This window comes from Micromonospora sp. DT178 (assembly GCF_049841695.1).
Classification (GTDB): domain Bacteria; phylum Actinomycetota; class Actinomycetes; order Mycobacteriales; family Micromonosporaceae; genus Micromonospora.
Genome location: NZ_JBNCKV010000004.1, coordinates 1 through 26,033, shown reverse-complemented (window position 1 = coordinate 26,033; position 26,033 = coordinate 1). Strand labels below are relative to the sequence as shown.

General features: G+C 72.0%; 25 protein-coding genes and 1 pseudogene. 19 read left to right on the top strand and 7 right to left on the bottom strand.

The genetic code is table 11. The annotated features are described in order from the left end of the window. Positions 1–32 precede the first annotated feature (32 nt). Positions 33–839 carry an SDR family oxidoreductase gene (locus tag ACLQ22_RS08935; RefSeq protein WP_425691828.1) on the bottom strand — a complete coding sequence of 269 codons (807 nt, stop codon included), beginning with the start codon at positions 837–839 and terminating at the stop codon, positions 33–35. Beyond that, entirely contained in the window at positions 839–1,990 is a 1,152-nt protein-coding gene (locus ACLQ22_RS08930) for an acetyl-CoA C-acetyltransferase (protein WP_425691827.1), read from the bottom strand. Before ACLQ22_RS08930 ends, ACLQ22_RS08935 begins: the two co-directional genes overlap by 1 nt. Before the next feature lie 182 nt (positions 1,991–2,172). Between ACLQ22_RS08930 and ACLQ22_RS08925 the strand changes: the two genes are divergently transcribed. Both ACLQ22_RS08925 and ACLQ22_RS08920 read left to right on the top strand, forming a co-directional pair. Further along, complete coding sequence (locus ACLQ22_RS08925) at positions 2,173–3,777, top strand: FadD3 family acyl-CoA ligase (RefSeq protein ID WP_425692139.1); 1,605 nt, start codon at positions 2,173–2,175, stop codon at positions 3,775–3,777. 151 nt (positions 3,778–3,928) lie between these two features. Then, positions 3,929–5,149 carry an acetyl-CoA C-acetyltransferase gene (locus ACLQ22_RS08920; protein ID WP_425691826.1) on the top strand — a complete coding sequence of 407 codons (1,221 nt, stop codon included), beginning with the start codon at positions 3,929–3,931 and terminating at the stop codon, positions 5,147–5,149. Positions 5,150–5,786: 637 nt separating this feature from the next. On the opposite strand, the gene ACLQ22_RS08915 is transcribed toward ACLQ22_RS08920, so the two are convergent. Continuing rightward, entirely contained in the window at positions 5,787–6,986 is a 1,200-nt protein-coding gene (locus tag ACLQ22_RS08915) for an FAD-dependent oxidoreductase (RefSeq protein WP_425692138.1), read from the bottom strand. A gap of 90 nt (positions 6,987–7,076) precedes the next feature. Here ACLQ22_RS08915 and ACLQ22_RS08910 point away from each other — a divergent pair, with 90 nt between their 5' ends. Together ACLQ22_RS08910 and ACLQ22_RS08905 are read left to right on the top strand one after the other, a co-directional pair. Further along, positions 7,077–7,667, top strand: coding sequence for a TetR/AcrR family transcriptional regulator C-terminal ligand-binding domain-containing protein (locus tag ACLQ22_RS08910; RefSeq protein WP_425691825.1), 591 nt, complete (start codon positions 7,077–7,079; stop codon positions 7,665–7,667). Positions 7,668–8,147: 480 nt separating this feature from the next. After that, positions 8,148–8,651: a hypothetical protein gene (locus tag ACLQ22_RS08905; RefSeq protein ID WP_425691824.1), complete on the top strand. Its 504-nt coding sequence runs from the start codon at positions 8,148–8,150 to the stop codon at positions 8,649–8,651. A 38-nt stretch (positions 8,652–8,689) separates the two neighbouring features. Here the strand turns inward: ACLQ22_RS08905 and ACLQ22_RS08900 are convergent, their stop codons facing one another. The 3 genes from ACLQ22_RS08900 to ACLQ22_RS08890 all read right to left on the bottom strand — a co-directional run bounded on the left by ACLQ22_RS08900 (position 8,690) and on the right by ACLQ22_RS08890 (position 11,230). After that, a complete protein-coding gene (locus ACLQ22_RS08900) occupies positions 8,690–9,106 on the bottom strand; it encodes a GNAT family N-acetyltransferase (protein WP_425691823.1) in 417 nt (138 codons plus the stop codon). Positions 9,107–9,459: 353 nt separating this feature from the next. Continuing rightward, positions 9,460–10,536, bottom strand: coding sequence for a phosphotransferase family protein (locus ACLQ22_RS08895; RefSeq protein WP_425691822.1), 1,077 nt, complete (start codon positions 10,534–10,536; stop codon positions 9,460–9,462). 106 nt (positions 10,537–10,642) lie between these two features. Continuing rightward, positions 10,643–11,230: a TetR/AcrR family transcriptional regulator gene (locus tag ACLQ22_RS08890; protein ID WP_425691821.1), complete on the bottom strand. Its 588-nt coding sequence runs from the start codon at positions 11,228–11,230 to the stop codon at positions 10,643–10,645. A gap of 193 nt (positions 11,231–11,423) precedes the next feature. Between ACLQ22_RS08890 and ACLQ22_RS08885 the strand changes: the two genes are divergently transcribed. Further along, complete coding sequence (locus tag ACLQ22_RS08885) at positions 11,424–12,368, top strand: SDR family NAD(P)-dependent oxidoreductase (protein WP_425691820.1); 945 nt, start codon at positions 11,424–11,426, stop codon at positions 12,366–12,368. A gap of 45 nt (positions 12,369–12,413) precedes the next feature. Further along, the gene (locus ACLQ22_RS08880; protein WP_425691819.1) at positions 12,414–13,229 is read left to right on the top strand and encodes a sugar phosphate isomerase/epimerase family protein; all 816 of its coding nucleotides are present in this window, start codon (positions 12,414–12,416) and stop codon (positions 13,227–13,229) included. A gap of 4 nt (positions 13,230–13,233) precedes the next feature. On the opposite strand, the gene ACLQ22_RS08875 is transcribed toward ACLQ22_RS08880, so the two are convergent. Further along, entirely contained in the window at positions 13,234–13,995 is a 762-nt protein-coding gene (locus ACLQ22_RS08875) for an enoyl-CoA hydratase/isomerase family protein (RefSeq protein ID WP_425691818.1), read from the bottom strand. A 171-nt stretch (positions 13,996–14,166) separates the two neighbouring features. On the opposite strand from ACLQ22_RS08875, the gene ACLQ22_RS08870 reads away from it, so the two are divergent. The 13 genes and pseudogenes from ACLQ22_RS08870 (at position 14,167) to ACLQ22_RS08810 (ending at position 25,868) form a co-directional block, all read left to right on the top strand. Next, complete coding sequence (locus ACLQ22_RS08870) at positions 14,167–15,027, top strand: CoA transferase subunit A (protein WP_121401265.1); 861 nt, start codon at positions 14,167–14,169, stop codon at positions 15,025–15,027. Further along, a complete protein-coding gene (locus ACLQ22_RS08865; RefSeq protein WP_425691817.1) occupies positions 15,024–15,851 on the top strand; it encodes a CoA-transferase subunit beta in 828 nt (275 codons plus the stop codon). The genes ACLQ22_RS08870 and ACLQ22_RS08865 overlap by 4 nt, the downstream gene beginning before the upstream one ends. Then, positions 15,848–16,963 (top strand): NAD(P)H-dependent flavin oxidoreductase, encoded by a 1,116-nt coding sequence (locus tag ACLQ22_RS08860; RefSeq protein ID WP_425691816.1) that lies wholly within the window; start codon positions 15,848–15,850, stop codon positions 16,961–16,963. The genes ACLQ22_RS08865 and ACLQ22_RS08860 overlap by 4 nt, the downstream gene beginning before the upstream one ends. Positions 16,964–16,965: 2 nt before the next feature. Then, complete coding sequence (locus ACLQ22_RS08855; protein WP_425691815.1) at positions 16,966–17,841, top strand: SDR family NAD(P)-dependent oxidoreductase; 876 nt, start codon at positions 16,966–16,968, stop codon at positions 17,839–17,841. After that, positions 17,838–18,631: pseudogene (locus ACLQ22_RS08850) on the top strand (SDR family oxidoreductase). Before ACLQ22_RS08855 ends, ACLQ22_RS08850 begins: the two are co-directional and overlap by 4 nt. A 59-nt stretch (positions 18,632–18,690) precedes the next feature. Next, positions 18,691–19,164 carry an FAS1-like dehydratase domain-containing protein gene (locus ACLQ22_RS08845; protein ID WP_425691814.1) on the top strand — a complete coding sequence of 158 codons (474 nt, stop codon included), beginning with the start codon at positions 18,691–18,693 and terminating at the stop codon, positions 19,162–19,164. Beyond that, positions 19,161–19,694, top strand: a complete 534-nt coding sequence (locus ACLQ22_RS08840) for a MaoC/PaaZ C-terminal domain-containing protein (RefSeq protein WP_425691813.1) — start codon at positions 19,161–19,163, stop codon at positions 19,692–19,694. The genes ACLQ22_RS08845 and ACLQ22_RS08840 overlap by 4 nt, the downstream gene beginning before the upstream one ends. Next, a complete protein-coding gene (locus ACLQ22_RS08835) occupies positions 19,691–20,479 on the top strand; it encodes an enoyl-CoA hydratase family protein (RefSeq protein WP_425691812.1) in 789 nt (262 codons plus the stop codon). The genes ACLQ22_RS08840 and ACLQ22_RS08835 overlap by 4 nt, the downstream gene beginning before the upstream one ends. Positions 20,480–20,521: 42 nt before the next feature. Then, complete coding sequence (locus ACLQ22_RS08830) at positions 20,522–21,466, top strand: NADPH:quinone oxidoreductase family protein (RefSeq protein WP_425691811.1); 945 nt, start codon at positions 20,522–20,524, stop codon at positions 21,464–21,466. Between the two features lie 29 nt (positions 21,467–21,495). Beyond that, positions 21,496–22,746, top strand: a complete 1,251-nt coding sequence (locus ACLQ22_RS08825; RefSeq protein WP_425692137.1) for an acyl-CoA dehydrogenase family protein — start codon at positions 21,496–21,498, stop codon at positions 22,744–22,746. A gap of 1 nt (position 22,747) precedes the next feature. Continuing rightward, positions 22,748–23,887 (top strand): acyl-CoA dehydrogenase family protein, encoded by a 1,140-nt coding sequence (locus ACLQ22_RS08820; protein ID WP_425691810.1) that lies wholly within the window; start codon positions 22,748–22,750, stop codon positions 23,885–23,887. A gap of 6 nt (positions 23,888–23,893) precedes the next feature. Beyond that, positions 23,894–24,910, top strand: a complete 1,017-nt coding sequence (locus tag ACLQ22_RS08815) for an acyl-CoA dehydrogenase family protein (RefSeq protein ID WP_425691809.1) — start codon at positions 23,894–23,896, stop codon at positions 24,908–24,910. A 91-nt stretch (positions 24,911–25,001) separates the two neighbouring features. Beyond that, positions 25,002–25,868, top strand: coding sequence for an enoyl-CoA hydratase (locus ACLQ22_RS08810; protein WP_425691808.1), 867 nt, complete (start codon positions 25,002–25,004; stop codon positions 25,866–25,868). The last annotated feature ends 165 nt before the right edge of the window (positions 25,869–26,033 follow it).

Here is a 26,033-nt window from a genome sequence, read left to right as displayed (position 1 = left end):
CCTCCCCTCTGTCGTGCGCTGTCGCGCGGGGCTCAGCCGAGCGGACCGGTGCCGGGGGACTGGGCGGCCAGGTGCCGCGACGGGATCTCACCGCCACCGGCGACGACGATCTCCGTGCCGGTGACGTAGCCGGCCAGCGGCGAGGTGAGCATCAGGCAGGCTGCGGCGATGTCGGCCGGGGTGGCCATCCGCCGCATGGGGATCGTCCGGGCCACGCGGTCCTGTCCCGCCTCGTCGCCGTAGTAGAGGTGCGACAGTTCGGTCTGCACGAGACCCACCGTCACCTGGTTGACCCGTACGGCCGGCGCGAAGTCGAGCCCGAGGCACCGGGTCAGCATCGTCAGGCCCGCCTTGGCCGCGGCGTACGCGGCGGTGTCCGGGGCCGGGTTGGTCCCGGCGACCGAGCCGATGTTGATGATCGTCCCGCCGCCCTGACGCTGCATGACCTCGTTGGCCTGCTGGGCGACGTAGAACGGAGCGAGCAGGTTGAGCGTGACGATCGCCGAGACGAAGCGGGGGGAGACCGTCGCGGTGTCGGCGCTCGGCGCGCCACCGGCGTTGTTGACCAGGATGTCGAGCCGGCCGAACCGGTCGACCGCCGCCGCGACGAGGGCCTTGGCCTGCTCCGGGTCCCGCACGTCCGACTGGACGAAGACGGGCGTGTGTCCGTCGACCTCGGGCAGTTGCTCGGGCTCGCTGCGGCCGCACACGAGCACCCGCGCCCCGGCCTTGAGGAAGGTGCGGGTGATCTCGGCGCCGATGCCACGGGTGCCTCCGGTGACGATGGCGACCTGGCCGGTCAGGTCGACGCCCTCGGGCGTGGCGGGGGACTGGGGCATCAGAGCCTCTCGATGATCGTCACGTTGGCCTGACCGCCGCCCTCACACATCACCTGCAGGCCGTAGCGGCCGCCGGTGCGCTCGAGCTCGTGCAGCAGGGTGGTCATGAGCCGGGCGCCGGTGGCGCCGAGGGGGTGGCCCAGGGCGATCGCGCCGCCGTTGACGTTGACCCGCTCCGGGTCGGCCCCCGTCTCCCTGATCCAGGCGAGCACGACCGAGGCGAACGCCTCGTTGACCTCGAACAGGTCGATGTCCCCGATCGACAGCCCGGTGCGCCCGAGCGCGTGGGCGGTGGCCGGGATCGGGGCGGTGAGCATCCACACCGGGTCGTCGGCGCGCACCGACAGGTGGTGGATCCGGGCGCGCGGGGTCACCCCGTGCTCGGCCACGGCCCGCTCGCTCATCACGAGCAGGGCGGCCGCGCCGTCGCAGATCTGGCTCGCGGCGGCGGCGGTGACCCGGCCGCCCGGGGTGAGCGGCTTGAGACCGGCCATCTTCTCCAGGCTCGTGTCGGCGCGCGGACAGGTGTCCGTGTCGACGTCGCCGACGGCGCGGATCTCGCGGGCGAAGCGGCCCTCGGCGATGGCCCGCAGGGCCCGCTCGTGGCTGCGCAGGGCGAAGCGCTCCATCTCCTCCCGGCTGATGTCCCACTTCTCGGCGATCATCTCGGCCGAGCGGAACTGCGAGATCTCCTCGTCGCCGTAGCGCTCGCGCCAGCCGGTGGACCCGGAGAAGGGGTCGTCGAAGCCGTACTGCCGGCCGGTGAGCATCGCGGCCGAGATGGGGATGGCGCTCATGTTCTGCACGCCCCCGGCGACGACGACGTCGTTGACTCCGGCCATGACGGCCTGGGCCGCGAAGTGCACCGCCTGCTGGCTCGAGCCGCACTGCCGGTCCACGGTGACCCCGGGTACGTGCTGTGGAAGGCCGCCGGCGAGCCAGGCGGTGCGGGCGATGTCGCCGGCCTGCGGACCGATGGTGTCGACGCAGCCGAACACGACGTCCTCGACGGCGTCGGGGTCGACCCCCGAGGAGCTCATGAGGCTGGTGAGCGCGGCGGCGCCCAGGTCAGCGGAGTGGATGCCCGCGAGCGCGCCACCGCGTCGCGTGACGGGGGTGCGGACGGCGTCCACGATGTATGCCTCTGCCACCGGGTTCCCTTCCTGCGGATGCCTCGCCGGTCGGTGCCGGACGTCGGATCGGTTGAGTCTGCGTGGCTCGCTGACGGCGTGGCCGGCGTCGCCACTGCTAGTCTAGCAAGCGCTTGGTTGGTAGTCTGTGGCCCGCGCCAGACAAGTGACCGGCTCCGCGTGAGGAGATGTGCGTGAGTGACGTGTTGACCACGATCCCCGCCCTGCTGCGGCAGGCCGCGCAGGACGCCGCCGAACTTGAGGCCCTCGTCGACGGCGACGTACGGATGACCTTCGCCGAGCTCGACGCGGCCGTCACCCGGTTCGCCCGGGCCGCGGTCGCGCACGGTCTCGAGCCGGGGGACCGCGTCGCCGTCTGGGCCCCGAACAGCGCCGACTGGGTCGTCAGCGCCCTCGGCGTGCTGGCCGCCGGGGGCGTGCTCTGCCCCGTCAACACGCGCTTCCGCGGAGCGGAGGCGCGGTACGCCATCGCCAAGGTCCGGGCCACGATGGTCATCCTCGACGACACCTTCCTGAGCGCCAACTACCTGGCCGCGCTGCGCGGCGACGGGCCACCACCGGCCGTCGGGCGCCCCGTGCCGCTGCTGCCCTCGGTGCGTACCGTCGTCGACCTGTCCGTCGCCGGCCGCGAGCAGGCCGGTGACGGCGTGTGGTCCCTGGCCGGCTTCACCGCGCTGGCCGACCAGGTCGACCCCGCCGTCGTCGACGGACGGATCGCCGCCCTCGACGCCGAGGGCGTGGCCGACATCCTGTTCACCTCGGGCACCACCGGCTACCCCAAGGGCGCGATGGTCTCGCACGCCTCGAACCTGCGCGTCGACCTGGCGTGGGCCCGGCTCGTCGGGCTGCGGCGCGGCGACCGCTACCTCATGGTCAACCCGTTCTTCCACAGCTTCGGCTACCGGGCCGGCATCCTGGCCTGCCTGCTCATGCGCGCCACGATCATCCCGGTCGCCGTGTTCGACGTCGAGACCGTGCTGCGTCTCGTCGAGCGGGAACGCGTCACCGTCTTCCCCGGCGCGCCCACCGTCTACACCTCACTGCTCGAGCACCCCGACTTCGGCGCCTACGACGTCAGCTCGGTGCGCCTGGCCGTCACCGGGGCCACGATCGTGCCGGTGCCGCTGCTGCGCCGGATGCGCGAGGAACTCGGCTTCCGCGACGTCATCACCGCCTACGGCCTGACCGAGACGTGCGGCACCGCGACCGTGTGTCCGCCCGACGCCGATATCGAGCGGATCTCGACCAGTTGCGGACGGGCGATCCCGGGCACCGAGCTGCGGATCGCCGGTCTCGACGGACAGGCACTGCCGGCCGGTGAGTCCGGCGAGGTCCTCGTGCGTGGCTACAACGTGATGCTGGGCTACTTCGAGGACCCGGTCGCCACCGCCCAAGCCATCGACGAGGACGGCTGGTTGCACACCGGTGACGTCGGCTGGGTCGACGAGGACGGCTACCTGCGCATCACCGACCGGATCAAGGACGTCTACATGGTCGGGGGCTTCAACGTCTACCCCGCCGAGGTCGAGCGCGTCCTGTGCGAGCACCCCGCGGTCTCCGACGCTGCCGTGGTCGGGGTGCCCGACGCGCGGATGGGCGAGGTCGGCAGCGCCTTCGTGCAGACCGTTCCCGGCTGGAGTGGCGACGAGTCGGTGCTCGTCGACGAGCTCGAGGCGTGGTGCCAGGACCGGCTGGCCAACTTCAAGCGCCCCCGCAGCTTCAGCATCGTCCCGGCCCTGCCACGAACCCCGAGCGGAAAGATCCAGAAGTTCAAGCTCACCGGGTGAGCGGGTCCCCGCCGCCGAGGTGCTGGCCCCCGAGGCGCTTGTGCGGGCGCACCGGACCGGCCTCCTGCGGCCCGCAGACCCGACACCCCGACCAGACCTGACACCGACGGCACCGCCGTCACGGGCACCAGCCCGAAAATCGGAGGACACCATGCAGGACGTAGTCATCGTCGCCGCGGCGCGCTCGCCGATCGGCCGGGCCTTCAAGGGGTCGTTGGCCTCGATGCGGGCCGACGACCTGGCCACCCAGATGGTCCGGGCGGCCCTGGCCCAGGTGCCGTCGCTCGACCCGTCCCGGATCGACGACCTCATGCTCGGCTGCGCGCAGCCGGCAGGCGAGCAGGGCTGGGGCCTCGGGCGCGTCGTCGCCGTCGAGCTCGGGCTCGACCGGGTCCCCGGGACGACGGTGCAGCGCTACTGCGCCTCGAGTCTGCAGACGACCCGGATGGCGCTGCACGCGATCCGCGCCGGCGAGGCGGACGTGCTCGTCTCCGCCGGGGTCGAGGTCGTCTCGCACTTCGCGGCCGGCAAGTCCGACGGCATGCCGGACACGAAGAACCCGATCTTCGCCGCGGCGGGGGAGCGCACCGCCGCCCGCGCCCAGGGTGGCGCCGGCCCGTGGACCGACCCGCGCGACGCGGGTGAGCTGCCCGACGTCTACATCGCGATGGGCGAGACCGCCGAGAACGTCGCGAGCCACCGCGGTGTGAGCCGCGCCGAGCAGGACGAGTGGGCCGCCACGAGCCAGCAGCGGGCCCAGGCCGCGATCGAGTCGGGCTTCTTCGCCACCGACATCACGCCGGTGACCCTCGCCGACGGCACCGTCGTAGCGACCGACGACGGCCCCCGCGCCGGGGTGACCGTCGAGTCGCTCTCCGGCCTCAAGCCGGTCTTCCGGCCCGACGGCACGGTGACCGCGGGCAACTGCTGCCCGCTCAGCGACGGCGCGGCCGCCCTCGTCGTCATGTCCGCCCGCAGGGCCGCCGAACTCGGCATCACGCCGCTGGCCCGGATCCTGTCCACGGGCGTCTCGGCGATCTCGCCGGAGATCATGGGTCTCGGCCCGGTCGAGGCCTCGAAGCGGGCCCTCGCGCTGGCCGGGCTCTCGATGGCCGACATCGATCTCGTCGAGCTCAACGAGGCGTTCGCCGCGCAGGTCGTCCCCTCGATCTGGGACCTCAAGGTCGCTCCCGAGCGGGTCAACGTCCACGGCGGCGCGATCGCCCTGGGCCACCCGTTCGGCCAGACCGGAGCGCGGATGACGACGACGCTCATCAACGGGCTGCGGGCCCGCGACGGCCAGCTCGGTCTCGAGACGATGTGCACGGCCGGTGGCCAGGGCATGGCGATGGTCGTCGAACGGCTCTCCTAGGGCTCCGCGCCCATCGGGCACAGGGGCCCTGACCAGCGCCCGGTCAATCGTTTGACCGGCAAACCATTTCCGGTCCGGTCGATGTCAACCCGGACCGGCGCGAGCCCACTCCCCGACCGCCGGCTGCCGGCCTTGCAGCGGATACGGGGAGGACCGCCTCGCCGGCAGTTGTCCGCCGAGCAGTATCCGGCTGCCGGGTCAGGCGGCAGGATGCCCAGGTCGTCGGTCCGCTGCGGGTGACGGGACCAGCGTCCGTGGGGCCGGAACGACGGTGTCGAGCTGCCCCACGCATGCGATCAACCGGCGCCAAACCCCTGCCCCGTCCGTAGGGGCAGCTCGACAGCGCGCCTGACCCGGTGTCGGCGTACGGGTTCCGGTGCGGAGTCGGGTACCAGACGTGCGGAGTGGGGCGCGAAGCAGCCGGGACGCTACGACGGCGGCCGACCCCCAACGACCCACGTCCGCTACTCACGATGAGTAGTCGGTGGACGTGAGCTGGCACCCGCTGGCGCCCGGATCGTGACAGATCCGGATGCCGAGTGAGTCCGTCACCTGGGGCGGCGGGCGCAACGGGCAGAACTGGAATCCGTCCCCGTCACAGCGGATCACGTCTCCGTCCGGCTGCCGGGACCATCGGTCAGCGCAGGTGTTCGGGGCGTACGCCGATGCCGACGAGCCTGGCGGGGAGGGCTTGAAGCGCCGGGAACCGCTGCAGCAGGCGGATCGGTGCCGGGGCTTCGATGCGGCCGGTGGCGTGCAGCAGCGGGTCGACGACGCGCCGCTGCGCGGCGCGTTGGATGTTCTGCGTCACCACCGTCGGCAAGTGCCGGCGCTTCTGCACCGCGGCGAAGTTCGCTTCGGTGACCGGCTGCCCGGCGGCGAGGTTCGGGCCCAGCATCCGGGCGGTGGCCGCGGCGTCCTGCACTGCTAGGTTGATGCCGACGCCGCCGATCGGGGACATGGCGTGTGCGGCGTCGCCGATGAGCAGCGCGCCGGGCGCGTGCCACCGCTCCAGTCGGTTGACCTTCACCGTCAGCAGTTTGACGTCGTCCCAGGTGGCGAGCTCACCGACCCGGTCGGCGAGGACCGGGTGCCGGCGCGTCACCTGCTCCCGCAGCGCCTCCAGCCCGGCTGCGCGGATCTCGTCGTAGCCCCCCTTGGCGATGACGTACGCGCACTGGTAGTAGTCGCCGCGGTCGATGGCGAGCATCAGCCCGCCGGCGCCGATTCGGATCTCCAGGCCGTCGCCGTCGCCTGCGCGACGCGAGATCCGGAACCACAGCACGTCCATGGGAGCGCCGTAGTCGACCGGCTGCAGGTCGAGCTCGCGGCGTATTACCGAATCGCGGCCGTCGCAGGCGACGGTGAGCGATGCCTCGATCTCCAGTTCGCCCTCCGGGCCTACGGCGCGCACGCCGGTGACGGCGCCGGACGTGTCGCGAAGCAGGCCCGTCACGGTGGTGGAGCGAAGCAGCGTGAAGGCGGGGAACTTCGCCGCCTCAGTCGCGAGCATTTCCAGGAAGTCCCACTGGGGAACGAAGTACAGGTAGTTGTGTGGCGTCGGCAGGCGCGTGAAGTCCGCGACGGTGTAGGTGCCGTCGTCGAAGGTGGTGCGCAACGCGCCGGCCTTGCGCCCGGGTAGCGCCGCCATCCGATCGCCGAGCCCGATCTCGTCGAGCATGTTCAGTGTGGAGTGATGCACCGTGTCGCCGCGGAAGTCCCGGAGGAAGTCGGCGTGCTTCTCCAGCACGGTGACCTCCACTCCCTGCCGGGCAAGCAGCAGCCCCAGGACGAGCCCTGCGGGCCCGCCGCCGACGACGCAGACAGTGGTCTTCATAACCCCTCCAATCGCAACTTGTGTTGCTTTCTGAGTCTGACATGATGGTAGGAGGTAACGCAACAGCCGGTGCGTTAAAGGAGGTGTCCGATGTCTGCTGGCCAGCGACCGGGCGGGCGCAGCGCCCGTGTCCGGGCCGCGGTCCTCACAGCCGCCCGTGGTCTCCTCGTCGACGGGTACGCCGAGTTGACCGTCGAACGGATCGCCCAGGTGGCCGGCGTCAACAAGACGTCGGTGTACCGCCGGTGGACGGACCTGGAAGGCGTCCTCGGCGACCTGCTCAGCGAGTACGCCAGTGAGGTCGTCCCGATTCCGGACACCGGCGAACTAGACACGGACCTGGAAGAACTGGCGTTGCTGGTCCGGCGCGGCATGACCGGCGAACCCGGCGAGCTGATCACGGCCCTGGCCGCAGCCGCGCCCCGCAACCCGCGCGCCGCGCAGATCGTCCGCGGCTTCTTCGCCGAACGGTTCGGCCTCGCCGAGGCCGTCGTCGACCACGCCATCGCCCGGGGCGAACTGCCTCAGGGCACCGATGCCCGGGCCGCGATCGAGATCCTAGGCGCACCCTTCTTCCTGCGGCTGCTCGTCGTCGACGAACCCATCGACGAGGAGTTCGCGCAACGTACCGCCGCCGCAACCGCCGCAGCCCTCCGCGCCGGCGTCTTCAATCCGGCGTGAGGGCCTCGTCCCGCCATGGGCACCAGCGCAGCGTCTCCCGCCAGCCGTCCCGGCCGGCAGTCCGGTCCCAGTCGGTGACGTCAAAATGCCCGTCGATTCGCGCCGACAAAGCCCCGGCCATGGCGGCGCCGTGGAACGGGGTTGTGACCGGCGATGACGGAGAACCTGTCACCGACTGCCCGGCCCCGATGCCCCGCCGCTGCCCGCACCACAGCCGCCGCAGACGATGACGGTGTATCCGGCCACGGTCGGTGCCACAGCCGCGCGATGGCCGAGTCAAAGGCTCTGCGGAACCAGATGACTGAACGCAACGGGCCGTCGCACGACCATCGGCCGGTAGCCGTGATGGCCAACCTCGTTTTGTCGTCCGCTGACGCGAACGCATCGCGGCAGATGGGTGCGGCTCGTCCTCGGCGAGGTACGCCCGTTCGAAGGCCCACACGGGAGTCGACGTAGATACGCAATCGCGCGCTCGTCTCGGTGGAGTGCACCGAGGCGAGCGCGAGAAGGATCATTCTGGAGGGCCGCTGGTGGAACCAGGCACGACTGCCGGCGGTCCAACCTGACATGCGCGCGGTCGTCTCCCTCAGCTCTGTCCTGCTGGGCCTGTTCGTCGGCGCTCTCATGCTGCGTTCCGGCTGGGAGTTGCCGATGCGAACCTCCTGCTCAGGCGACGTGTGCACGTCGCAGTCGTGGATCGACGTCGACTGGGACCGCGTCAACTGGGAACTGAAGCCGACCAGGATCGCCTGCTTCGAGGCCAACCCGGCCAACCACGATGTCCTGATCGGGCCCGGCGACGAATGCGTACGGTCCCGCGGCGACGTCATCGAGCACCAGGCCACCTACGAAGAACTACGTGAAGAAATCCAGCAACGGCGCATCCGGGCACTTGCGTTCGCCGGTGCCGCGATCGCGCTGCCACCGATCCTCGTCGAGGTGTGGTGGCGGGATCGCCGCAGACCGGCACCGACGGCACACTGACTCCACGCTCCCCACCCTGATCGTGGCAAATGAGTGCGTCACTCTCCTAGAGATTTGGCGAGAAGGATCTCCAGTGGTTCGCCCGGTAGCAGGAGGCATCCGCGGTCGACGTAACCCAGGCGGCGGTATAGATGCTGGGCTTCTTCGCTCGCCAGGGTTGATGTCATCACCGAGCCATGGCCCGCTGCCCGCTGCTGGTTCTCCCAGTGCTGGATCAGCCGCGTGCCGAGGCCTTTGCCGCGGTGCTGCTCGAGAACGAACAACATGTTCATGAAGGGGATTTCGTCCCAGAAGAGGCCCCACCTGAGCCATCCCTGGATGGACGTGTCTTCCACGGCAACGGTGACTCGACCGACCTCGATGACCCTGTGGAGCTCCATCCGGTCGATGTGAAGATCCGCCTGGACGAGGAACGACACATCCCGGTTGTCTGCCACACGCAAGTCGATCGCCATGGAAGGACGATGACACAGGTCGCCTGCGACCCGTGTCCGTACATCGGCAGTTCCGGACACCACCGGGGCTTGGCTAATATCACCGTGGGTAGTCGGTGATTCCTGTGTGCTGGCGGCGACTCGGCCGTCAGCCTGCTGCTGACTTGCGGATGTCGGTGACCGGTGTGTACTCGGTGGCGTACGCGGCTCTGCGCTGCAGCCCGTACGCCGACACCCGGCACCGAACCAACCTCGGCACCGGCAACGACCCGCATCCTCGTCGACCCTCGGCAGGGGCCCCGGTGCGAACGCGACCGGGGGTTCCTGTGCCGGGTCGGAGGTGTCGGGGTGCGTGGGTCCGCGGCCGGGTCAGGTCAGTGTCGGCGCAGCGCTGCCGCGAGGGTCGCAGCCCGGCCGGCGACGGCGGCCGACTGCTCGGCGAACGAGGCCGCGGTGCGGTCGCCACCGCTCATCGCGCCCTGCGCGACCCTGGTGTGCACGCCCTCGACGATGCACGCGGTCTTCCACCAGTTGTAGGCGACGAAGTAGTCGATCCGGGCCAGGTCGGTGCCGGTGGCGAGGCAGTACCGGGCGAGCAGCTCGTCCCGGGTCGAGAAGCCGGGCAGGACCGTGGCCGGGTCGTGCAGCGCACGGGCCGCGTCGTCGGCCTGCGCCCAGTAGACGAGCAGCTGGCCGACGTCGGCCAAGGGGTCTCCGACCGTGGTCAGCTCCCAGTCGAGCACGCCCTGCACCCGCCACCGGGAGTCGAGCATGCAGTTGTCGAGGCGGAAGTCGCCGTGCACGATCCCCGAGCGGGACTGCTCGGGAGCCGCGGCCACGAGATGCTCGTACGCGGTCTGCAGATCGGGCAGGTCGCGGATTCTGGTCCGGCGCCAGTTCTCGTGCCAGCGCCCGAGCTGGCGGGTGAGGTAGTCACGGCGGTGGGCCAGGCCCCCGAGCCCGATGACCTCCGGCCCGAGCCCGTGCAGGGCCACGAGGGCGTCGACGATCGCGGGGCCGATGAGCGCGCGGTCGGCCTCGGTGGTGAGCCGCTCGACGTCGGCGGGGCTGCGCAGGATCGTGCCGTCGAGGTGCTCGAGCACGACGAGAGGGGCGGCGGCCACCTCGCCCGTCTCCTCGACGGCGAGCACTCGCGGCGCCGGGAGGTGGCCATGCAGCCCACGCAGGATCCGCGCCTCGCGCAGCACGTCGTGCGCGGTGGCCGGGTGGTCTCCGAGCGGTGGGCGTCGCAGCACGACGACGTGGCCGACCGCGTCGGTGGTCCGGTAGGTGAGGTTGGAGCGTCCCCCGGCGATGAGCTCGTGCCGCAGGTTCCCCTGCAGCTCGGGCACCGCGCGGCTGAGCCAGGCGTCGACCCCCGCCGGGAGCCCGGGGTGTCGGGGGGTGCCGCTCGGGGCCGGACCGGTCCGGGCATGACCTGCTGCCGTCATGGGAGCGCCTCCTCGCGGTTGATGCGACCCTAGCAAGCGCTTGGCCGCCTAGGTGCGTCGTGTCGTACGCCGGACGTGGGCGCCCCGGGCGGCGGGCCGGCCGCGCTCAGTGGCGGGCGAGAATCCCGTCGAGGTACACCGAGACGAGGTCGTCGGCGAAGGTCGCCATCGAGTACGACCGGGTCGGCTTGAACCAGCGGACCGAGAGCCACAGCGAGTCGCGCAGCATGCCGTGCAGCACGCGCACCGGGATGTCGTCGCGGAAGTCGCCGCTGGCGATGCCGGCCTCGAGCACCTGGATCCAGGCCCGCTGGATCGAGGTGGCCGACTCGCGGATGTGCTCGTAGCCCTCGATTGTGGGCAGGTAGGTGCTCGAGTTCTGGTATATCTCAGTCGCGTGCGGGTGGGCCTCGATGTTGGCCAGCGAGCTCGTCACCAGCTCGCGTAGCTGGGTGGCCGGGTTCTCCCCGGACGCCAGCACCTTGGCGTAGCGGTCGGTCAGGTCGGTCAGGTAGTCCGAGATGATCGCGTCGACCATCTCGTCCTTGGACTTGAAGTGGTGGTAGAGGCTGCCCGAGAGGATGCCGACCGAGTCGGCGATCTCGCGGACGGTCGTGGCGCCGATTCCCTTGGCGGCGAACAGGTGCGCAGCGTTGTCGAGGATGACCGAGCGGCGGTCCTGGGTGGTCGACATCTGGGATGCTCCCGGTTCCTCGGGCGTTGTCGGTCAAGCGCTTGTTATACCACTCGACGCCTCCCGCGTACGTATAGGTGAGGATCTTCCTTGACCGGGCAGGTGGCGTCGCCTACCGTACAGCCAACCAAGCGCTCGTTCGGTTGCGCGGGGGTTCGCGCTCCGACCCCGATCGCCGAAAGGGGCTGCCCGCATGCCCGACCCGATCCACACCGCCCTGCCCGGCCACGGGCCCGGTCATCCACCCGCCTCCAGGCCCGACGAGGGGGCCGGCCTGCTCGCCGGCCGCGTCGTCATCGTCACCGGCGCCGCCAACGGGTTGGGGGCGGCATACGCGCGCGGCATCGCCGCGGCCGGGGCCCACGTGGTCGCCGTCGACGTCGACGAGCAGGGCCTCGAGCGGCTCGGCGGACAGCTCGCCGCGGCGGGTGGCCGTGGCTCGATCAGGGTCGCCGATGTCGCGGACTGGGCGACCGCGCACGACCTCGTGCGCGACTGCCTCGCCGAGCACGGCCGGATCGACGGTCTCGTCAACAACGCTGGCGTCTTCGCCATGGCGCACGCCGGCACCGAGTCCGAGGCCACGGTGCGCCGGATGCTGGAGGTCAACGTGCTCGGCGCCATCGCCTGGGGCGACGCCGCGATCGCGGCGATGCGCACCCAGGGCCACGGGGTCCTGGTCAACGTCACCTCGGGCGAGCAGATGGGCCGTGCCGAGACGGCCGTGTACGGGGCGACGAAGGCGGCGATCGCCACGCTCACCTACGCGTGGGCAGCCGAGCTCGCCGAGGCCGGGATCCGCGTCAACGCGATCTCCCCGAACGCGCAGACCCGGATGGCCGAGGTGCTCGAGCAGTTCCGCGGTGCCCCGAGCGGGCAGAACGCGGGGATCGTCCCCGAGGCCAACGTGCCACTGCTGATCTACCTGCTCTCTGACCTCAGCGCCGAGCTGACCGGCCAGGTGCTGCGCTCCAACGGTCCCGAGCTCATGCTGACGACCCACCCGGCGCTGGCCGACCCCGTGCTGCGGCACGCGGCGTGGACCCCGGAGCGGATCGCCGAGGCCGTCACGACGCGGCTGCGGCCGCACCTGGCGCCCCTCGGCGTACGCCGGGTGCGCACCGAATACCTCGACTGACCCGACGTCCGACACCCGTCCGACCCCGAACCGGCAGGGGGCCCGATGTCCGCCACGATCAACCCGCTCTGCGTCAGCGGCATGGCCGCGATGTCCTGGGCCCTGCCCGAGGAGATCGCGATGTACCGGCGTACCGGCACCGACCTCGTCGGTCTGCAGTGCGGCAAGGTCGCCGCCTTCGGCGTGCCGGCCCTCGGCGACCTGCTCGCCGAGCACGACGTACGGCTCGGCTACCTCGTGCACGGCTTCACCGCCCAGCCGGACGACGAGTCGGGCTGGACGCGGCAGGTCGCGGCGCTGCGGGCCGGCGTCGTCGACGCCCGTACGCTCGGGGCCGACCTCGTCTATCTCACGTCGGGCCCCTCGGCGCACCTGACGTGGGAGGAGGCGGCCGAGCGGTTCGCCGAGCGGATCGCCCCGGTCGTGGCCACCGCCCGTGAGCACGGGGTGCGCCTCGGCGTGGAGAACACCCTGCCGGTCAGGTGCGACCTCAGCTTCACGCACACCGCGCGGGACGCCCTCGCCCTGGCCGACCTCTGCGGCATCGGCGTCTGCCTCGACCTCTACTGCTGCTGGCAGGAGCGGGGCCTGACCGCCCTGGTCCGCGAGCGGGTCGCGCAGATCGAGATCCTGCAGGTGTCCGACTTCCGGGTCGGCACCTCGACGTTCCCGAACCGCTGGGTGCCCGGGGACGCCGACCTGCCGATGGCCGGCCTGCTGGGGGGCGTGCTGCGGGCCGGCTACACCGGCATCGTCGACGTGGAACTGCTCGGCCCGGCCATCGAGGCCGAGGGGGCCGAGTCGGCGGTGACCCGCTCGATCACGTGGCTGCGCGAGCAGATCGCGGCGGCGCGTCCCTGAGCGCTCAGGGCACGTCCGCCCATCGCGGCGCGCGCCTGGCGACGAACGCGGCCGCGCCCTCGGCGGCATCCGGCCCGGCGAGCAGCTCGAGGGTCGCGAGTCGGTTGGCCGCGGCGAGGTCGCGCTCGCGGGTGTCCAGGCTCAGGTGCATGAGCCGCTTGGTCGCCAGCACCGCGGCCGGAGAGTGGGTCGCGATCCGGGCGCCGAGCCCGAGCGCGCGCGGGAGGACCTCGTCGGCGGGGACCACGGCGTTGACCAGGCCCAGCTCGTGGGCCCGGGCCGCCGTGAGCGGCGCCGCCGTCAGCCCGAGTTCGAGGGCGACGGCGACCGGCAGGCGGCGGGGCAGCTCGGTGCCGCCCTCGGAGGCGGCGATGCCGCGCCCCACCTCGGGCAGCGCGAAGTAGGCGTGCTCTGCCGCGACGACGAGGTCGCAGGCGAGGGCGAGCTCGAAGCCGCCGCCGACGGCGGGCCCGTTGACCGCGGCGATGACCGGCTTGCGGTAGCCGCCGCGCAGTAGCGTGAGCGGACTGCGGGCCACGTCGACCAGGCGCCCCTCGGCCGCGGCGCGCAGGTCCATTCCGGCACTGAAGGACAGCTCGCCGGTGCCGGTCAGCACGACGGCGCGCACGCCCGGGTCCGCGTCGTACCCGAGCAGGGCGTCGGTCATCGCCAGGAGGGTCTCGGGGTCGAGGGCGTTACGCACCTGCGGCCGGTTGATCCTGATGACACCCACCGCGTCGACGCGTTCGCACACGACCGTGTCCATCGCCCACCTCCTTCGCGTCAGGGGCTTGACCCGCTCCCGAGGGCTGTTAGTCTACCAACCAAGCGCTTGCTACATGGTGGCCCGGCCACGGACGGCCGGCACGCGACTCGCCTATCGCACCGCTCGCCACCGCGCTCGAGCAGTGCCCCGAGACGGAACGATGAGGGACACATGGCCGACAAGACTCTGACAACCCGCGACGTCGTGTCGCGGCTCGGATCCGGGATGACCATCGGCATCGGGGGATGGGGCTCACGGCGCAAGCCCATGGCCCTCGTGCGTGAGATCCTGCGCTCCGACCTCAAGGACCTGACCGTGGTCAGCTACGGCGGGCCGGACGTCGGCCTGCTCTGCGCCGCGGGCAAGGTCAGGAAGGTCGTCTTCGGTTTCGTCTCGCTCGACAGCATCGCCCTCGACCCGCACTTCCGCGCCGCGCGGCAGAAGGGCGCCGTCGAGACCGCCGAGTACGACGAGGGCATGCTCCAGTGGGGGCTGTACGCCGCCGGCATCCGCCTGCCCTTCCTGCCGACCCGCGCCGGGCTCGGGTCGGACGTCCTCAAGCACAATCCCGACCTCAAGCTCGTCCAGGACCCGTACGGCACCGAGCAGCTCGTGGCCATGCCGCCGCTGCGCCTCGACGCGGCCCTCGTGCACATGAACCGCGCCGACGCCCAGGGCAACGGCCAGTTCCTCGGGCCCGACCCGTACTTCGACGACCTCTACTGCCTCGCCGCCGACCAGGCCTTCATGTCCTGCGAGCGGATCGTGCCCACGGCCGAGCTCAGCGCCGCCGGGCACTCGGCGACCATCAAGATCAACCGTCAGCTCGTCGCCGGCGTCGTCGAGACCCCGAACGGGGCGCACTTCACCTCCTGCGTCCCCGACTACGAGCGCGACGAGGCCTTCCAGCGCGAGTACGTCAAGGCCGCCGGCGACCCACAGGCCTGGGCCAAGTTCGAGAAGCGGTACCTGTCCGGTACGGAAGATGACTACCAGGCGGCCGTCGTCGCCCGAGCCGAGGAGGTCGCATGAGCAGCACCGTCACCGAGCCCGCGGACCAGCCCACGGGTAGCGCCACCACTGCCGACGCGCCGGTGACCCGCGCCGAGTACTGCGCGGTCGCCGTGGCGGACGCGTTCGCCGGCGACGGCGAGTCCATTGCCAGCGCCTTCGGCACGATCCCGGCCATCGGCGTCCGCCTCGCCCGGCTCACCGTCGCCCCCGACCTGCTGCTCACCGACGGTGAGGCCCACTTCGTCTCCGGCACCTGGCAGATCGGCGCGGACCCGCACGCCACCGAGGGCGTCGTCGTCGAGGGCTGGAGCCCGTTCCGCACGATCTTCGACCTCGTCTGGCACGGAAAGCGGCACGTCATGATGATCCCGGTCCAGATCGACGGGCACGGCAACACCAACATCTCGGCCATCGGCGACTACGCCAAGCCCAAGGTCCAGCTGCTCGGCGTGCGCGGCGCCCCCGGCAACAGCGTCTACCACCCGACCAGCTACTGGGTGCCCCACCACTCCACGCGCAGCTTCGTCCGGACCGTCGACATGGTCTCCGGCGTCGGCACCGACAGCGCCCGCGCCGCCGGCCCGGCCGCGAGCGCGTACCACGACCTGCGCCGGGTCGTCTCCAACCTCGCGGTCCTCGACTTCGGCGGTCCCGACGGCGCGATGCGCCTGCTCAGCCTGCACCCCGGCGTCACGCTCGAGGAGGTCCGTGCGGCCACCGGCTGTGACCTGCACATCGAGGGCGAGGTCCCGGCCACCCGCGAGCCGAGTGCCGAGGAGCTGCGCCTCATCCGCGAGGTCATCGACCCCCGCTCGCTGCGCGACCGCGAGATCCCCGCATGAGCCGGGCCCCCGGGCCGCACCCGAGGCTGCGCACCCGGGCGACCGACCTGTTCGGGGTGCGGTACCCGATCGTCCAGACCGGCATGGGCTACGTCTCCGACGTGCGCCTGACCACCGCGACGGCCAACGCCGGTGGGCTGGGCATCCTCGCGGCCGGCCTGCTGTCCTACGACGAGCTCGTCGTGGCCGTCGAACAGATCCAGGCCGGCACGGACGCGCCGTTCGGCGTCAACATCCGCGCCGACCAGCCCGACGTCGTCAAGCGCATCGACCTGCTCGTCTCGGCCGGCGTCAAGGTCGCCTCCTTCGCCCTGGCGCCCAAGCAGGAGCTCATCGCCAGGTGCAAGGACGCCGGCCTCGTCGTCGTCCCGTCGATCGGCGCGCGCCGCCACGCCGAGAAGGTCGCCGCGTGGGGCGCCGACGCCGTCATCGTGCAGGGCGGTGAGGGTGGCGGCCATACCGGCGGGGTGCCCACCAGCCTGCTGCTGCCCCAGGTCGTCGACGCCGTCGACATCCCGGTCATCGGCGCCGGTGGCTTCTTCGACGGCCGAGGCCTCGTCGCCGCGCTCGCCTACGGCGCCGAGGGCGTCGCCATGGGCACCCGCTTCCTGCTCACCAGCGACTCGCCGGTCCAGCCGTCGGTCAAGGACGTCTACCTGTCCAAGACGGTCAACGACACCGTCCTGACCCTGCAGGTCGACGGCGTGCCGCAGCGCGTGCTGCGCGCCGGCACGATAGCGGAGCTGGAGCGCACCTCCGTCCCCGGCCGACTGCTGCGGGCCGTGCGCAACGCCGTCGCCTTCCAGAAGCTGTCCCGCACGCCGTGGGGCGACATGGTCCGAGAGGGCCTGGCCATGCGCAAGGCTCACGCCCTGACGTGGAGCCAGGTCGTCATGGCGGCCAACGCTCCGATGCTCTACCGGTCGGCCCTGATCGAGGGCAGGACCGACGTCGGCGTCATGGCCACCGGCCAGGTCGTCGGACTCATCGACGACGTCCCGAGCGTCGCCGAGCTCATCGACCGCATCATCGACGAGGCCACCCGGACCCTCGACCGCCTCGGCGTGCCCGCGCCGGTCGCGTCGGCCCCGGCCCTGCACGAGGAGGACTAGTCATGGGAGCACTGCAGGGACGGGTCGTCGTCGTCACCGGCGCCGGCCGCGGCCTCGGCCGTGAGCACGCGCTGCTCGCCGCCGCCGAAGGTGCCTCTGTCGTCGTCGCCGACACCGGCGCCGGCGCCGACGGCACCGGCAGCGACCCCTCGGTCATCGAGGCCGTCGCCGCCGAGATCACGACCGCCGGCGGGCGGGCCGTGGCCAGCACCGCGGACGTCGCCACCACCGAGGGCGCCCGCGAGCTGCTCGCGCTCGCCCGCGACTCGTACGGGCGCGTCGACGGCCTCGTCAACAACGCCGGCATCCTGCGGGACCGGATGTTCGTGAACATGAGCGAGGACGACTGGGACGCGGTGATCCGCGGCCAGCTGCGCTCGACGTTCGCGCCGAGCCGGGTGTTCGCCGACCACTGGCGCACCGAGTCCAAGGCCGGCAACCAGCCGGTCGCCTCGATCGTCAACGTCTCCTCGACCTCGGGGCTCATCGGCGCCGTCGGGCAGACGAACTACGGCGCGGGCAAGGCCGGCATCGCCGCCCTCACCGTCATCCTCGCCGAGGAGATCGGCCGCTACGGCGTACGCGTCAACGCGATCGTCCCGGTCGCGCGCACCCGGATGACCCAGGACCTGCCCGGCATCGGCGAGCTGGTCGCCGCCCCGGCCGACCCCGCCGCGTTCGACGTCTACCACCCGGGCAACGTCTCCCCGCTCGTCGCCTGGCTGCTCACCGCCGACGCGGCGGTGACGGGCGAGGTGTACTACGCCAAGGGTGGCGAGATCCGTCGCTTCGCACCGTGGAGCTACGACTGGACCATCGACAAGGGTGCCCGCTGGAGCGTCGAGGAGATCGCGAAGGAGATGGCCGCCCGTGTCTGACACCGGTCACACCAACGCCGCCGACTGGGCCGGCCCCGCCCACGGGCTGCTCTCCGGGCGCGCGGTGCTCGTCACCGCCGCGGCCGGCACCGGCATCGGCTTCGCGACGGCGCGCCGCGCCGCCGAGGAAGGCGCGCGTGTCGCCGTCAGCGACCGACACGAGCGCCGCCTCGCCGAGTCGGTCGACGAGATCGAGCGCCTCACCGGGACCCGGCCGCTCGGGGTGCCCTGCGACGTCACCGACCAGGTCCAGCTCGACCGCCTCATGGACACCGTCGCCGCCAAGCTCGGCGGCATCGACGTGCTCGTCAACAACGCCGGCCTCGGCGGCACCGCGGCGGTGCAGGACATGACCGACGACCAGTGGGACTCCGTCCTGTCGGTGACGCTGACCTCGACCTTCAAGGCGACCCGGTCGGTGCTGCGGCACATGATCCCGGCCGGCAGGGGGGTCATCGTCAACAACGCCTCCGTCATCGGCTGGCGCGCGCAGAAGGGGCAGGCGCACTACGCCGCGGCCAAGGCCGGCGTCATGGCGCTGACCCGGTGCGCGGCCCTCGACGTCGCCGAGCACGGCATCCGGGTCAACGCGGTGTCCCCGAGCATCGCGATGCACGCCCACCTCGCCAAGGTGACCAGTGACGAGATGCTCGCCCAGCTCTCGGCCCAGGAGGCCTTCGGCCGGGCCGCGACGCCGTGGGAGATCGCCAACGTCATCGTCTTCCTCGCCAGCGACTACTCCTCGTACATGACCGGCGAGGTCGTGTCCGTCTCGAGCCAGCACCCGTGACCGTCCGGGCGTGCCGGCGACCCGCGCTGGCGCGTACCGATGAACGAAAGGAGCCCGTCGTGGCCAACCCCGACGCGCAGGGCGTCACCGGCGTCCCCTTCCGCCTCGACGTCGAGCGCGGCAAGATCCGCGAGTTCGCGCTGGCCACCGGAGCGGCCGACGCGGCCTACCTGCGGGAGGAGGACCCGGTCGTACAGCCGACGTTCCTCACGACGACCTTCTTCTGGCAGGGCGAGGACGCCAACCCGTGGTCCGCGGTCGAGCTCGACCCGCAGCGCGGCCTGCACGCCGAGCAGCAGTACACCTTCTTCGGCGAGCCGCCGCGCGCCGGGACCAGGCTCACCTGCCAGTCGCGCATCGGCGAGATCTACACCAAGGTGGGGCGCCGCGGCGGTGAGATGACCTTCGCCGTGATGTACACCGACTTCCGCGACGAGACCGGGCGTCTCGTCGCCCAGGCCAAGCTCACCGGTGTCGAGACGGCCCGCCCGCCGGACACCGGGGCCGCGACGCAGGACGGAGCTTCCGCATGAGCGACACGACCGCCACCACCGTGCCCGGCACGACCGAGGTCAGCCTGCCCGTCCCGGCGACCCCGCCGGCGCGTACCCACGGCCCGGTGACCCGCACCGACTTCGTCCGCTACCAGGGCGCCTCGGGTGACATGAACCCGATCCACCACGACGAGGTCTTCGCCAGGGCCGCCGGGTTCCCGAGCCCCTTCTCGGTGGGCATGTGGCAGGCCAGCCTGCTCGGCACCTACGCCACCGACTGGCTCGGCGGCCGGAACGTGCGTGACTTCCGCATCCGGTTCCTGGCCCAGGTGTGGCCGGGCGACACCCTCACTCTCGGGGGTGCACCGCTGCGCACCTACGTGATCGAGGGTGCGGACGGTCCTGAGGGCCGCGTCGACGTCGAGCTGACCTGCCGGCGGCAGACCGGCGACACGGCCGTCACCGCGTGGGCGACGTTCGTGCTGCCCGAGGCCGCCCTCGACGCCGCCGTCGGGGGCCCGACACCGGGGGCCAGCGAGCAGCCCGAGACCACCGAGGAGCAGGGATGAGCCCCACGACCCACGCGTCCGTGACGACGACCGTGCACCCCGACGGGATCGCCGAGGTCGTCGTGGACAACCCACCGGTCAACGCGCTGCCCGTGGCCGGCTGGTTCGCACTCGCCTCCGCCCTCGACGCCGCCGGCGCCGACGAGTCGGTGCGGGTCGTCGTGCTGCGCGCCGAGGGCCGCGGCTTCAACGCCGGCGTCGACATCAAGGAGATGCAGCACACCGACGGCTTCACCGCGCTGCTCGGCGCCAACCGCGGCTGCTACGCCGCGTTCAAGGCCGTCTACGAGTGCCCCGTCCCGGTCGTCACCGCCGTCAACGGCTTCTGCCTCGGGGGCGGCATCGGCCTGGTCGGCAACTCCGACATCATCGTCGCCTCCGACGACGCCACCTTCGGCCTGCCCGAGGTCGACCGCGGCGCCCTCGGCGCCGCCACCCACCTGTCCCGGATGGTGCCCCAGCACCGGATGCGCGCCATGGTCTACACCTCGGCCACGGCCACCGCCCAGGAGCTGCACGCGTACGGCTCGGTCCACAGCGTCGTACCCCGCGAGCAGCTGCGCGAGGCGGCGTTCGCCGTCGCGACCCAGATCGCCGGGAAGGACCCCACCGTCATCCGGGCCGCGAAGGCCTCGCTCAACGGCATCGACCTGTGGGACGTCAACCGCAGCTACCGCTTCGAGCAGGGCTTCACCTTCGAGCTCAACCTCACCGGGGTCGCCGACCGGATCCGCGACGAGTTCGCCGGCACCGACAAGGCGGCGCGCCCGGGCAGCGAGGGCTGAGCCGTGCGTGCGATGGTCGTCCGTGAGCTCGGGGGTCCCGAGGTGCTCACGCTCACGGACGGACCGCAGCCGCGGCCCGGCCCTGGGCAGGTGCTCGTCGACGTCGTCGGCGCCGGGGTGAACTTTCCCGACGGCCTCATCGTCGCCGGCACCTACCAGACCAGGCCGGAGCTGCCGTTCGTGCCCGGCTGCGAGGTCGCCGGCACGGTCGCGGCGCTCGGCGACGGGGTGGCCGGCCCGCCCGTCGGCACCCGCGTCATCGGCTTCTGCGGCGTCGGCGGCTACGCCACGCAGGTGCTCGTCGACGCCCACATGGTCCACCCGTTGCCCGAGGGCATCGACCTCGTCGAGGCCAGCACGATTCCCGTCGTCTACGGCACGTCCTACCACGGGCTCGTCGACCGGGCCGGCCTCGCCGCCGGCGAGACGCTGCTCGTGCTCGGCGCCTCCGGCGGCGTCGGCCTCACCGCCGTGCAGATCGGCAAGGCCCTCGGCGCGACCGTGATCGCGGCCGCCTCGAGCGAGGACAAGCGTGAGCTGTGCCTGGCGCACGGGGCCGACCACGCCATCAGCTACGACGACCTGACGGCGACGGTACGCGAGCTGACCGGCGGCGCCGGTGCCGACGTCGTCCACGACCCCGTCGGCGGCGACGCCGCCACCGCCGCGCTGCGCACCCTCTCGTGGGCCGGGCGGTTCCTCACCGTCGGCTACGCGGCCGGCGACATCCCGCAGGTCAAGCTCAACCGTCTGCTGCTCACCGAGGGCGCGGTGCTGGGCGTCCTCTGGGGCGCCTGGGCCAGGCGCAACCCGCAGGCGAACGCCGCGAACATGACGACGCTGCTCGAGTGGATCGCCGCCGGCCGGCTGAGGCCACACGTCAGCGAGGTCCTCCCGCTGGAGGAGGCCGCCCGCGCGCTCGGCACCGTGCTGAACCGTGGCGCCCGCGGCAAGATCGCCCTCCGGATGAAAGCAGGCGAGGAATGAAGGTGGCTGACGCGACCGAGCTGACCCAGATGGACCTCGGCCCCGGCCCGCGCTCGATCGAGCTGCTCGCGACGTTGCGCACGTTCATGGCCGAGCACGTCTACCCCGCCGAGAAGGTGTACGCCGCCGAGCTCGGCGCCGCGGCCCGCGAGAACGGGGGAGTGTCGCACGTCCTGCCGCCGGTCGTCGAAGAGCTGAAGGACACGGCGCGCAAGCTGGGCCTGTGGAACCTCTTCCTGCCTGACCTGTCGGGCCTCACCAACGTCGAGTACGCCTACCTGGCCGAGGAGACCGGACGCTCGCCCTACCTCGCCCCCGAGGCGCTCAACTGTGCCGCGCCGGACACGGGCAACATGGAGCTGCTGCACATGTTCGGCACGCCCGAGCAGAAGCAGCGGTGGCTCACCCCGCTGCTCGCGGGCACGATGCGTTCCGGCTTCGCGATGACCGAGCCGGACGTGGCCTCCTCCGACGCGCGCAACATCTCCACCTCGATCGTGCGCGACGGCGACGGGTACGTCATCAACGGACGCAAGTGGTGGACGACCGGCGCGGCGGACCCGCGCTGCGACATCCTCGTGCTGATGGGCAAGACGGACCCGGAGGCGGCCGTCCACCGTCAGCAGTCCATGGTTCTCGTGCCGGTCGACACCCCCGGGGTGACGGTCGTGCGCTCGCTGCCGATCTTCGGCTACCACGACCAGCACGGCCACTGCGAGATCCGGTTCGACGACGTACGGGTGCCGGTGACGAACCTGCTCGGCGCCGAGGGCGACGGTTTCGCGATCGCCCAGGCCCGCCTCGGCCCGGGCCGCGTCCACCACGCGATGCGCTGCCTCGGCATGGCCGAGCGGGGCCTCGAGCTCATGGTGCGCCGGACGATGGCCCGCGAGGCGTTCGGCGGTCCGATCTCCGATCAGGGCGTGGTGCGCAACTGGATCGCCGAGTCCCGCATGGAGATCGAGCAGGCCCGCCTGCTCGTGCTCAAGGCGGCGTGGCTCATCGACCGGGTCGGGGCCCGGGGCGCCGCGACCGAGATCGCCGCGATCAAGATCGTCGCGCCGCGGGTCGCCCGCAACGTGCTGGACCGTTCGATCCAGGCACACGGCGGCGGTGGGGTCACCGACGACTTCCCGATCGCCCGGATGTGGGCCAGCGCCCGGATCCTCGGCATCGCCGACGGCCCGGACGAGGTGCACCTGCGCACGGTGGCGCGCACGCAACTACGCCGCTACCGGGAAACGGCGCCGACGGGCGCCGCCGAGACGGAACGGGGCTGAGATGGACCTGACCTGGTCGGCGCAGGACGAGCAGTTCCGTGCGGAGGCCCGCGAGTGGCTCGCCGCGAACGTGCCACGGCAGCCGCTGCCCTCCGGGGACACCGCGGAGGGCTTCGCCGCGCACCTGGAGTGGGAGCGGACGCTGCACGCGGACCGGTGGTCGGTCGTGTCGTGGCCCAGGGAGTACGGCGGCCGCGAGGCCTCGATATGGCAGTGGCTCATCTTCGAGGAGGAGTACTACCGGGCCGGTGCGCCGCAGCGGGTGACGCAGAACGGCATCTTCCTGCTGGCCCCGACGATCTTCGAGTTCGGCACGAAGGAGCAGCAGGACGAGCTGTTGCCGCGGATGGCGGCGGCGCAGGACCTGTGGGCCCAGGGCTGGTCGGAGCCGGGCGCGGGCAGCGACCTGGCGGGGATCCGGTCCCAGGCGGTGCGGGACGAGCAGGCCGGCGGGTGGCGCCTGAGCGGGCAGAAGACGTGGTCGACCCGGGGCGCGTTCTGCACCCACCTGTTCGGGTTGTTCCGCACCGACCCGCAGGCCGCGCGGCACCGGGGACTGACGTACTTCCTCGTGCCGCTGGACATTCCCGGCGTGACGGTGCGCGGCTTCGACCGGCTCGACGGTGACGAGGGCTTCGCCGACGTGTTCTTCGAGGACGCGTTCGTACCGGACTCGGCGCTTCTCGGCGGCGTCCACCAGGGCTGGTCGGTCGCGATGTCGACGACCGGGTCGGAGCGGGGACTGACGCTGCGCTCACCGGGTCGGTTCCTCAAGGCGGCCGACGCGCTCGTGGCGCTCGCGGGCGAGCGGGCCGAGGCGGCGACCGATCTGCTCCGCGACCGGGTGGCGCGCTCGTGGATGCGGGCGCACGCCTACCAGCAGTTCACGCTCGCGCAGGTCACCGACATCGTCGAGGGGCGCCCGGCCGGTGCCCGGTCGAGCCTCAACAAGGTCTTCTGGTCCGAGCTGGACATCGCGTTGCACGAGACGGCGCTGGAACTGCTCGGTCCGGACGCGCTCGTCGACGGCCCCTGGACCCGCGGCTACCAGTTCTCGCTGTCGGGCCCGATCTACGCGGGCACCAACGAGATCCAGCGCAACATCATCGCCGAGCGCCTGCTCGGTCTGCCGAGGAGGTGACCAGGCGTGCGTTTCGCTCCGAGTGACGAGCAGCGTGAGCTCGAGGCGGTCGTCCGTCAGGTGCTCACCGAACGGTGCCCGCCGGAGACGGTGCGCGCCGGAGCCGGGTCGGCGCGGGTGGCCTCGCTGGCCGAGAGCCTGGCCGGCCTCGGCGTGGCGGGGCTGCTCGTGGCCGAGGACGACGGAGGGCTGGGCCTGGACGAGAGCCATCTCGTGTCGGTCTTCGCGCAGATCGGGTACGCCGCCGCCCCGCTGCCGCTCGCGGCGACCCTCGCGGTCGCTCCGGCGGTGCTTGTCGCGGGCGCCCCGGACCTGCTGGCGCGCCTTGTCGAGGGGTCTCTCACGGTCGGTGCCGACCCTGCGGTGACCGGGCGGGTCGCGTTCGGTTCGGGTGTCGACCTGGTGCTGAGCGGCGGCTTCGGCGGGACCGGGCGCATCGAGGTTCTCGACGTGTCCGAGGCGACGGCCTCGGCGTCGCCGTCGGTGGACTTCGCGCTGGACCTGACCGGGTACGCGGGCGCGCGGCTCGTGGCGACCGTGGACGACCCGCAGGTGGTGAGGCTGGCATGGGAGCGGGGAGTGCTGGCGGCCTCGGCCGAGCTCATCGGGCTGTCCCGACGGATGCTCGACCTCACGGTCGAGCACGTGCGCACCAGAGAGCAGTTCGGGGTGCCGATCGGAAGCTTCCAGGCGGTCAAGCACCACCTCGCCACGGCGCTGCTGCAACTGGAGTTCGCCGCGCCGGTGGTGGCGACGGCCGGGTTCGAGCTGGCCGCGGGCGTCCCGGGCCGGCTGCGCTCACTGGCGACGGCCAAGGCGTTGGCGTCCGAGGCGGCCCACGTCGTGGGGCGGGCCGCTCTGCAGTGCCACGGCGCGATCGGGTACACGACCGAGTACGACCTGCAACTGTTCCTCAAGCGGTCGTGGGCGCTGGAGTCGTCGTGGGGCAGCTCCGCCTGGCATCGGGCGGCCCTGCTGGAGGACCTCGGTGTCGGCCTGACCGGCGCGCGACCCGCGTCCTGACCGCTGGCCCCGCAGGCACTCGACGGTGCCCCGCCGGCCGGCCCATGACCCGCACGACGTGCACCCGACCCAGGGCGAGAAGGAGACGCAGATGAGCGAGACCAGCGGCGCGGCGGTGGAGGTCGTCCGGTACGAGACGCGGGGGCCGGTGGCCGTCGTGACGATGAACCGGCCGGAGTACCGCAACGCGCAGAACTCGGCGATGACCTACGCCCTCGACGACGCGTTCTACCGGGCGGCCGCCGACGACGAGGTGAAGGTCATCGTCCTGGCGGGTGCGGGCAAGCACTTCTCGGCCGGCCACGACATCGGCACGCCGGGTCGCGACATCGACTCGTCGTTCGACCGGCGCGCCGGCCTGTGGTGGGACCACGTCGGAAAGGCCGGGGTGGACAGCCGGTTCGCCCGCGAGTCCGAGGTGTACCTCGGGATGTGCCGCCGCTGGCGTGAGCTGCCCAAGCCGATGATCGCCATGGTGCAGGGAGCGTGTGTCGCCGGTGGCCTCATGCTCGCCTGGGCGTGCGACCTGATCGTTGCCTCGGACGACGCGTTCTTCGCCGACCCGGTCGTGCGCATGGGGATCCCCGGGGTCGAGTACTTCGCCCACCCGTGGGTGCTGGGTCCGCGGTTCGCCAAGGAGTTCCTCTTCACCGGCGACCGGATGCCGGCGGCCCGCGCGGCCGAGCTGGGCATGGTCAACCGGGTTGTCGCCAGGGACGATCTCGAGGCGGAGGTCATGGGGCTCGCCGCACGGATCGCACAGATGCCGCGCCTGGGTCTCGCGCTGACCAAGAGGGCGGTCAACCAGGCCGAGGACCTCATGGGCCTGCGGGACGGGATGGATTCGGTGTTCGGGCTGCACCACGCGGCCCACGCGCACAACGCCGAGGTGGGCAATGATCCCCTCGGCGGCCAGGACGCCCGGAGCATGCGTGACGCCGCGAGAGGCGAAGGGTGATCCTGCGGTACCGCCCTCTGGTAGCGACGCTGCCCCGGGCAGGTCACCACGGTGCATGCCACCTTTCAAACGATCTTCAACTAGGAGAAGGGTCGTCGAAGCGCGATGAACATCGTCGTACTCGTCAAGCAGGTGCCTGATTCGGGCGCGGACCGCAGCCTGCGT

Excerpts from the sequence above, each read along its gene's own strand:
- ACLQ22_RS08935 (WP_425691828.1), bottom strand. The coding sequence starts at position 839 with ATGCCCCAGTCCCCCGCCACGCCCGAGGGCGTCGACCTGACCGGCCAG.
- ACLQ22_RS08920 (WP_425691826.1), top strand. The coding sequence starts at position 3,929 with ATGCAGGACGTAGTCATCGTCGCCGCGGCGCGCTCGCCGATCGGCCGG.
- ACLQ22_RS08915 (WP_425692138.1), bottom strand. The coding sequence starts at position 6,986 with ATGAAGACCACTGTCTGCGTCGTCGGCGGCGGGCCCGCAGGGCTCGTC.
- ACLQ22_RS08910 (WP_425691825.1), top strand. The coding sequence starts at position 7,077 with ATGTCTGCTGGCCAGCGACCGGGCGGGCGCAGCGCCCGTGTCCGGGCC.
- ACLQ22_RS08900 (WP_425691823.1), bottom strand. The coding sequence starts at position 9,106 with ATGGCGATCGACTTGCGTGTGGCAGACAACCGGGATGTGTCGTTCCTC.
- ACLQ22_RS08895 (WP_425691822.1), bottom strand. The coding sequence starts at position 10,536 with ATGACGGCAGCAGGTCATGCCCGGACCGGTCCGGCCCCGAGCGGCACC.
- ACLQ22_RS08890 (WP_425691821.1), bottom strand. The coding sequence starts at position 11,230 with ATGTCGACCACCCAGGACCGCCGCTCGGTCATCCTCGACAACGCTGCG.
- ACLQ22_RS08885 (WP_425691820.1), top strand. The coding sequence starts at position 11,424 with ATGCCCGACCCGATCCACACCGCCCTGCCCGGCCACGGGCCCGGTCAT.
- ACLQ22_RS08880 (WP_425691819.1), top strand. The coding sequence starts at position 12,414 with ATGTCCGCCACGATCAACCCGCTCTGCGTCAGCGGCATGGCCGCGATG.
- ACLQ22_RS08875 (WP_425691818.1), bottom strand. The coding sequence starts at position 13,995 with ATGGACACGGTCGTGTGCGAACGCGTCGACGCGGTGGGTGTCATCAGG.
- ACLQ22_RS08870 (WP_121401265.1), top strand. The coding sequence starts at position 14,167 with ATGGCCGACAAGACTCTGACAACCCGCGACGTCGTGTCGCGGCTCGGA.
- ACLQ22_RS08865 (WP_425691817.1), top strand. The coding sequence starts at position 15,024 with ATGAGCAGCACCGTCACCGAGCCCGCGGACCAGCCCACGGGTAGCGCC.
- ACLQ22_RS08860 (WP_425691816.1), top strand. The coding sequence starts at position 15,848 with ATGAGCCGGGCCCCCGGGCCGCACCCGAGGCTGCGCACCCGGGCGACC.
- ACLQ22_RS08855 (WP_425691815.1), top strand. The coding sequence starts at position 16,966 with ATGGGAGCACTGCAGGGACGGGTCGTCGTCGTCACCGGCGCCGGCCGC.
- ACLQ22_RS08840 (WP_425691813.1), top strand. The coding sequence starts at position 19,161 with ATGAGCGACACGACCGCCACCACCGTGCCCGGCACGACCGAGGTCAGC.
- ACLQ22_RS08835 (WP_425691812.1), top strand. The coding sequence starts at position 19,691 with ATGAGCCCCACGACCCACGCGTCCGTGACGACGACCGTGCACCCCGAC.
- ACLQ22_RS08825 (WP_425692137.1), top strand. The coding sequence starts at position 21,496 with ATGGACCTCGGCCCCGGCCCGCGCTCGATCGAGCTGCTCGCGACGTTG.
- ACLQ22_RS08820 (WP_425691810.1), top strand. The coding sequence starts at position 22,748 with ATGGACCTGACCTGGTCGGCGCAGGACGAGCAGTTCCGTGCGGAGGCC.
- ACLQ22_RS08810 (WP_425691808.1), top strand. The coding sequence starts at position 25,002 with ATGAGCGAGACCAGCGGCGCGGCGGTGGAGGTCGTCCGGTACGAGACG.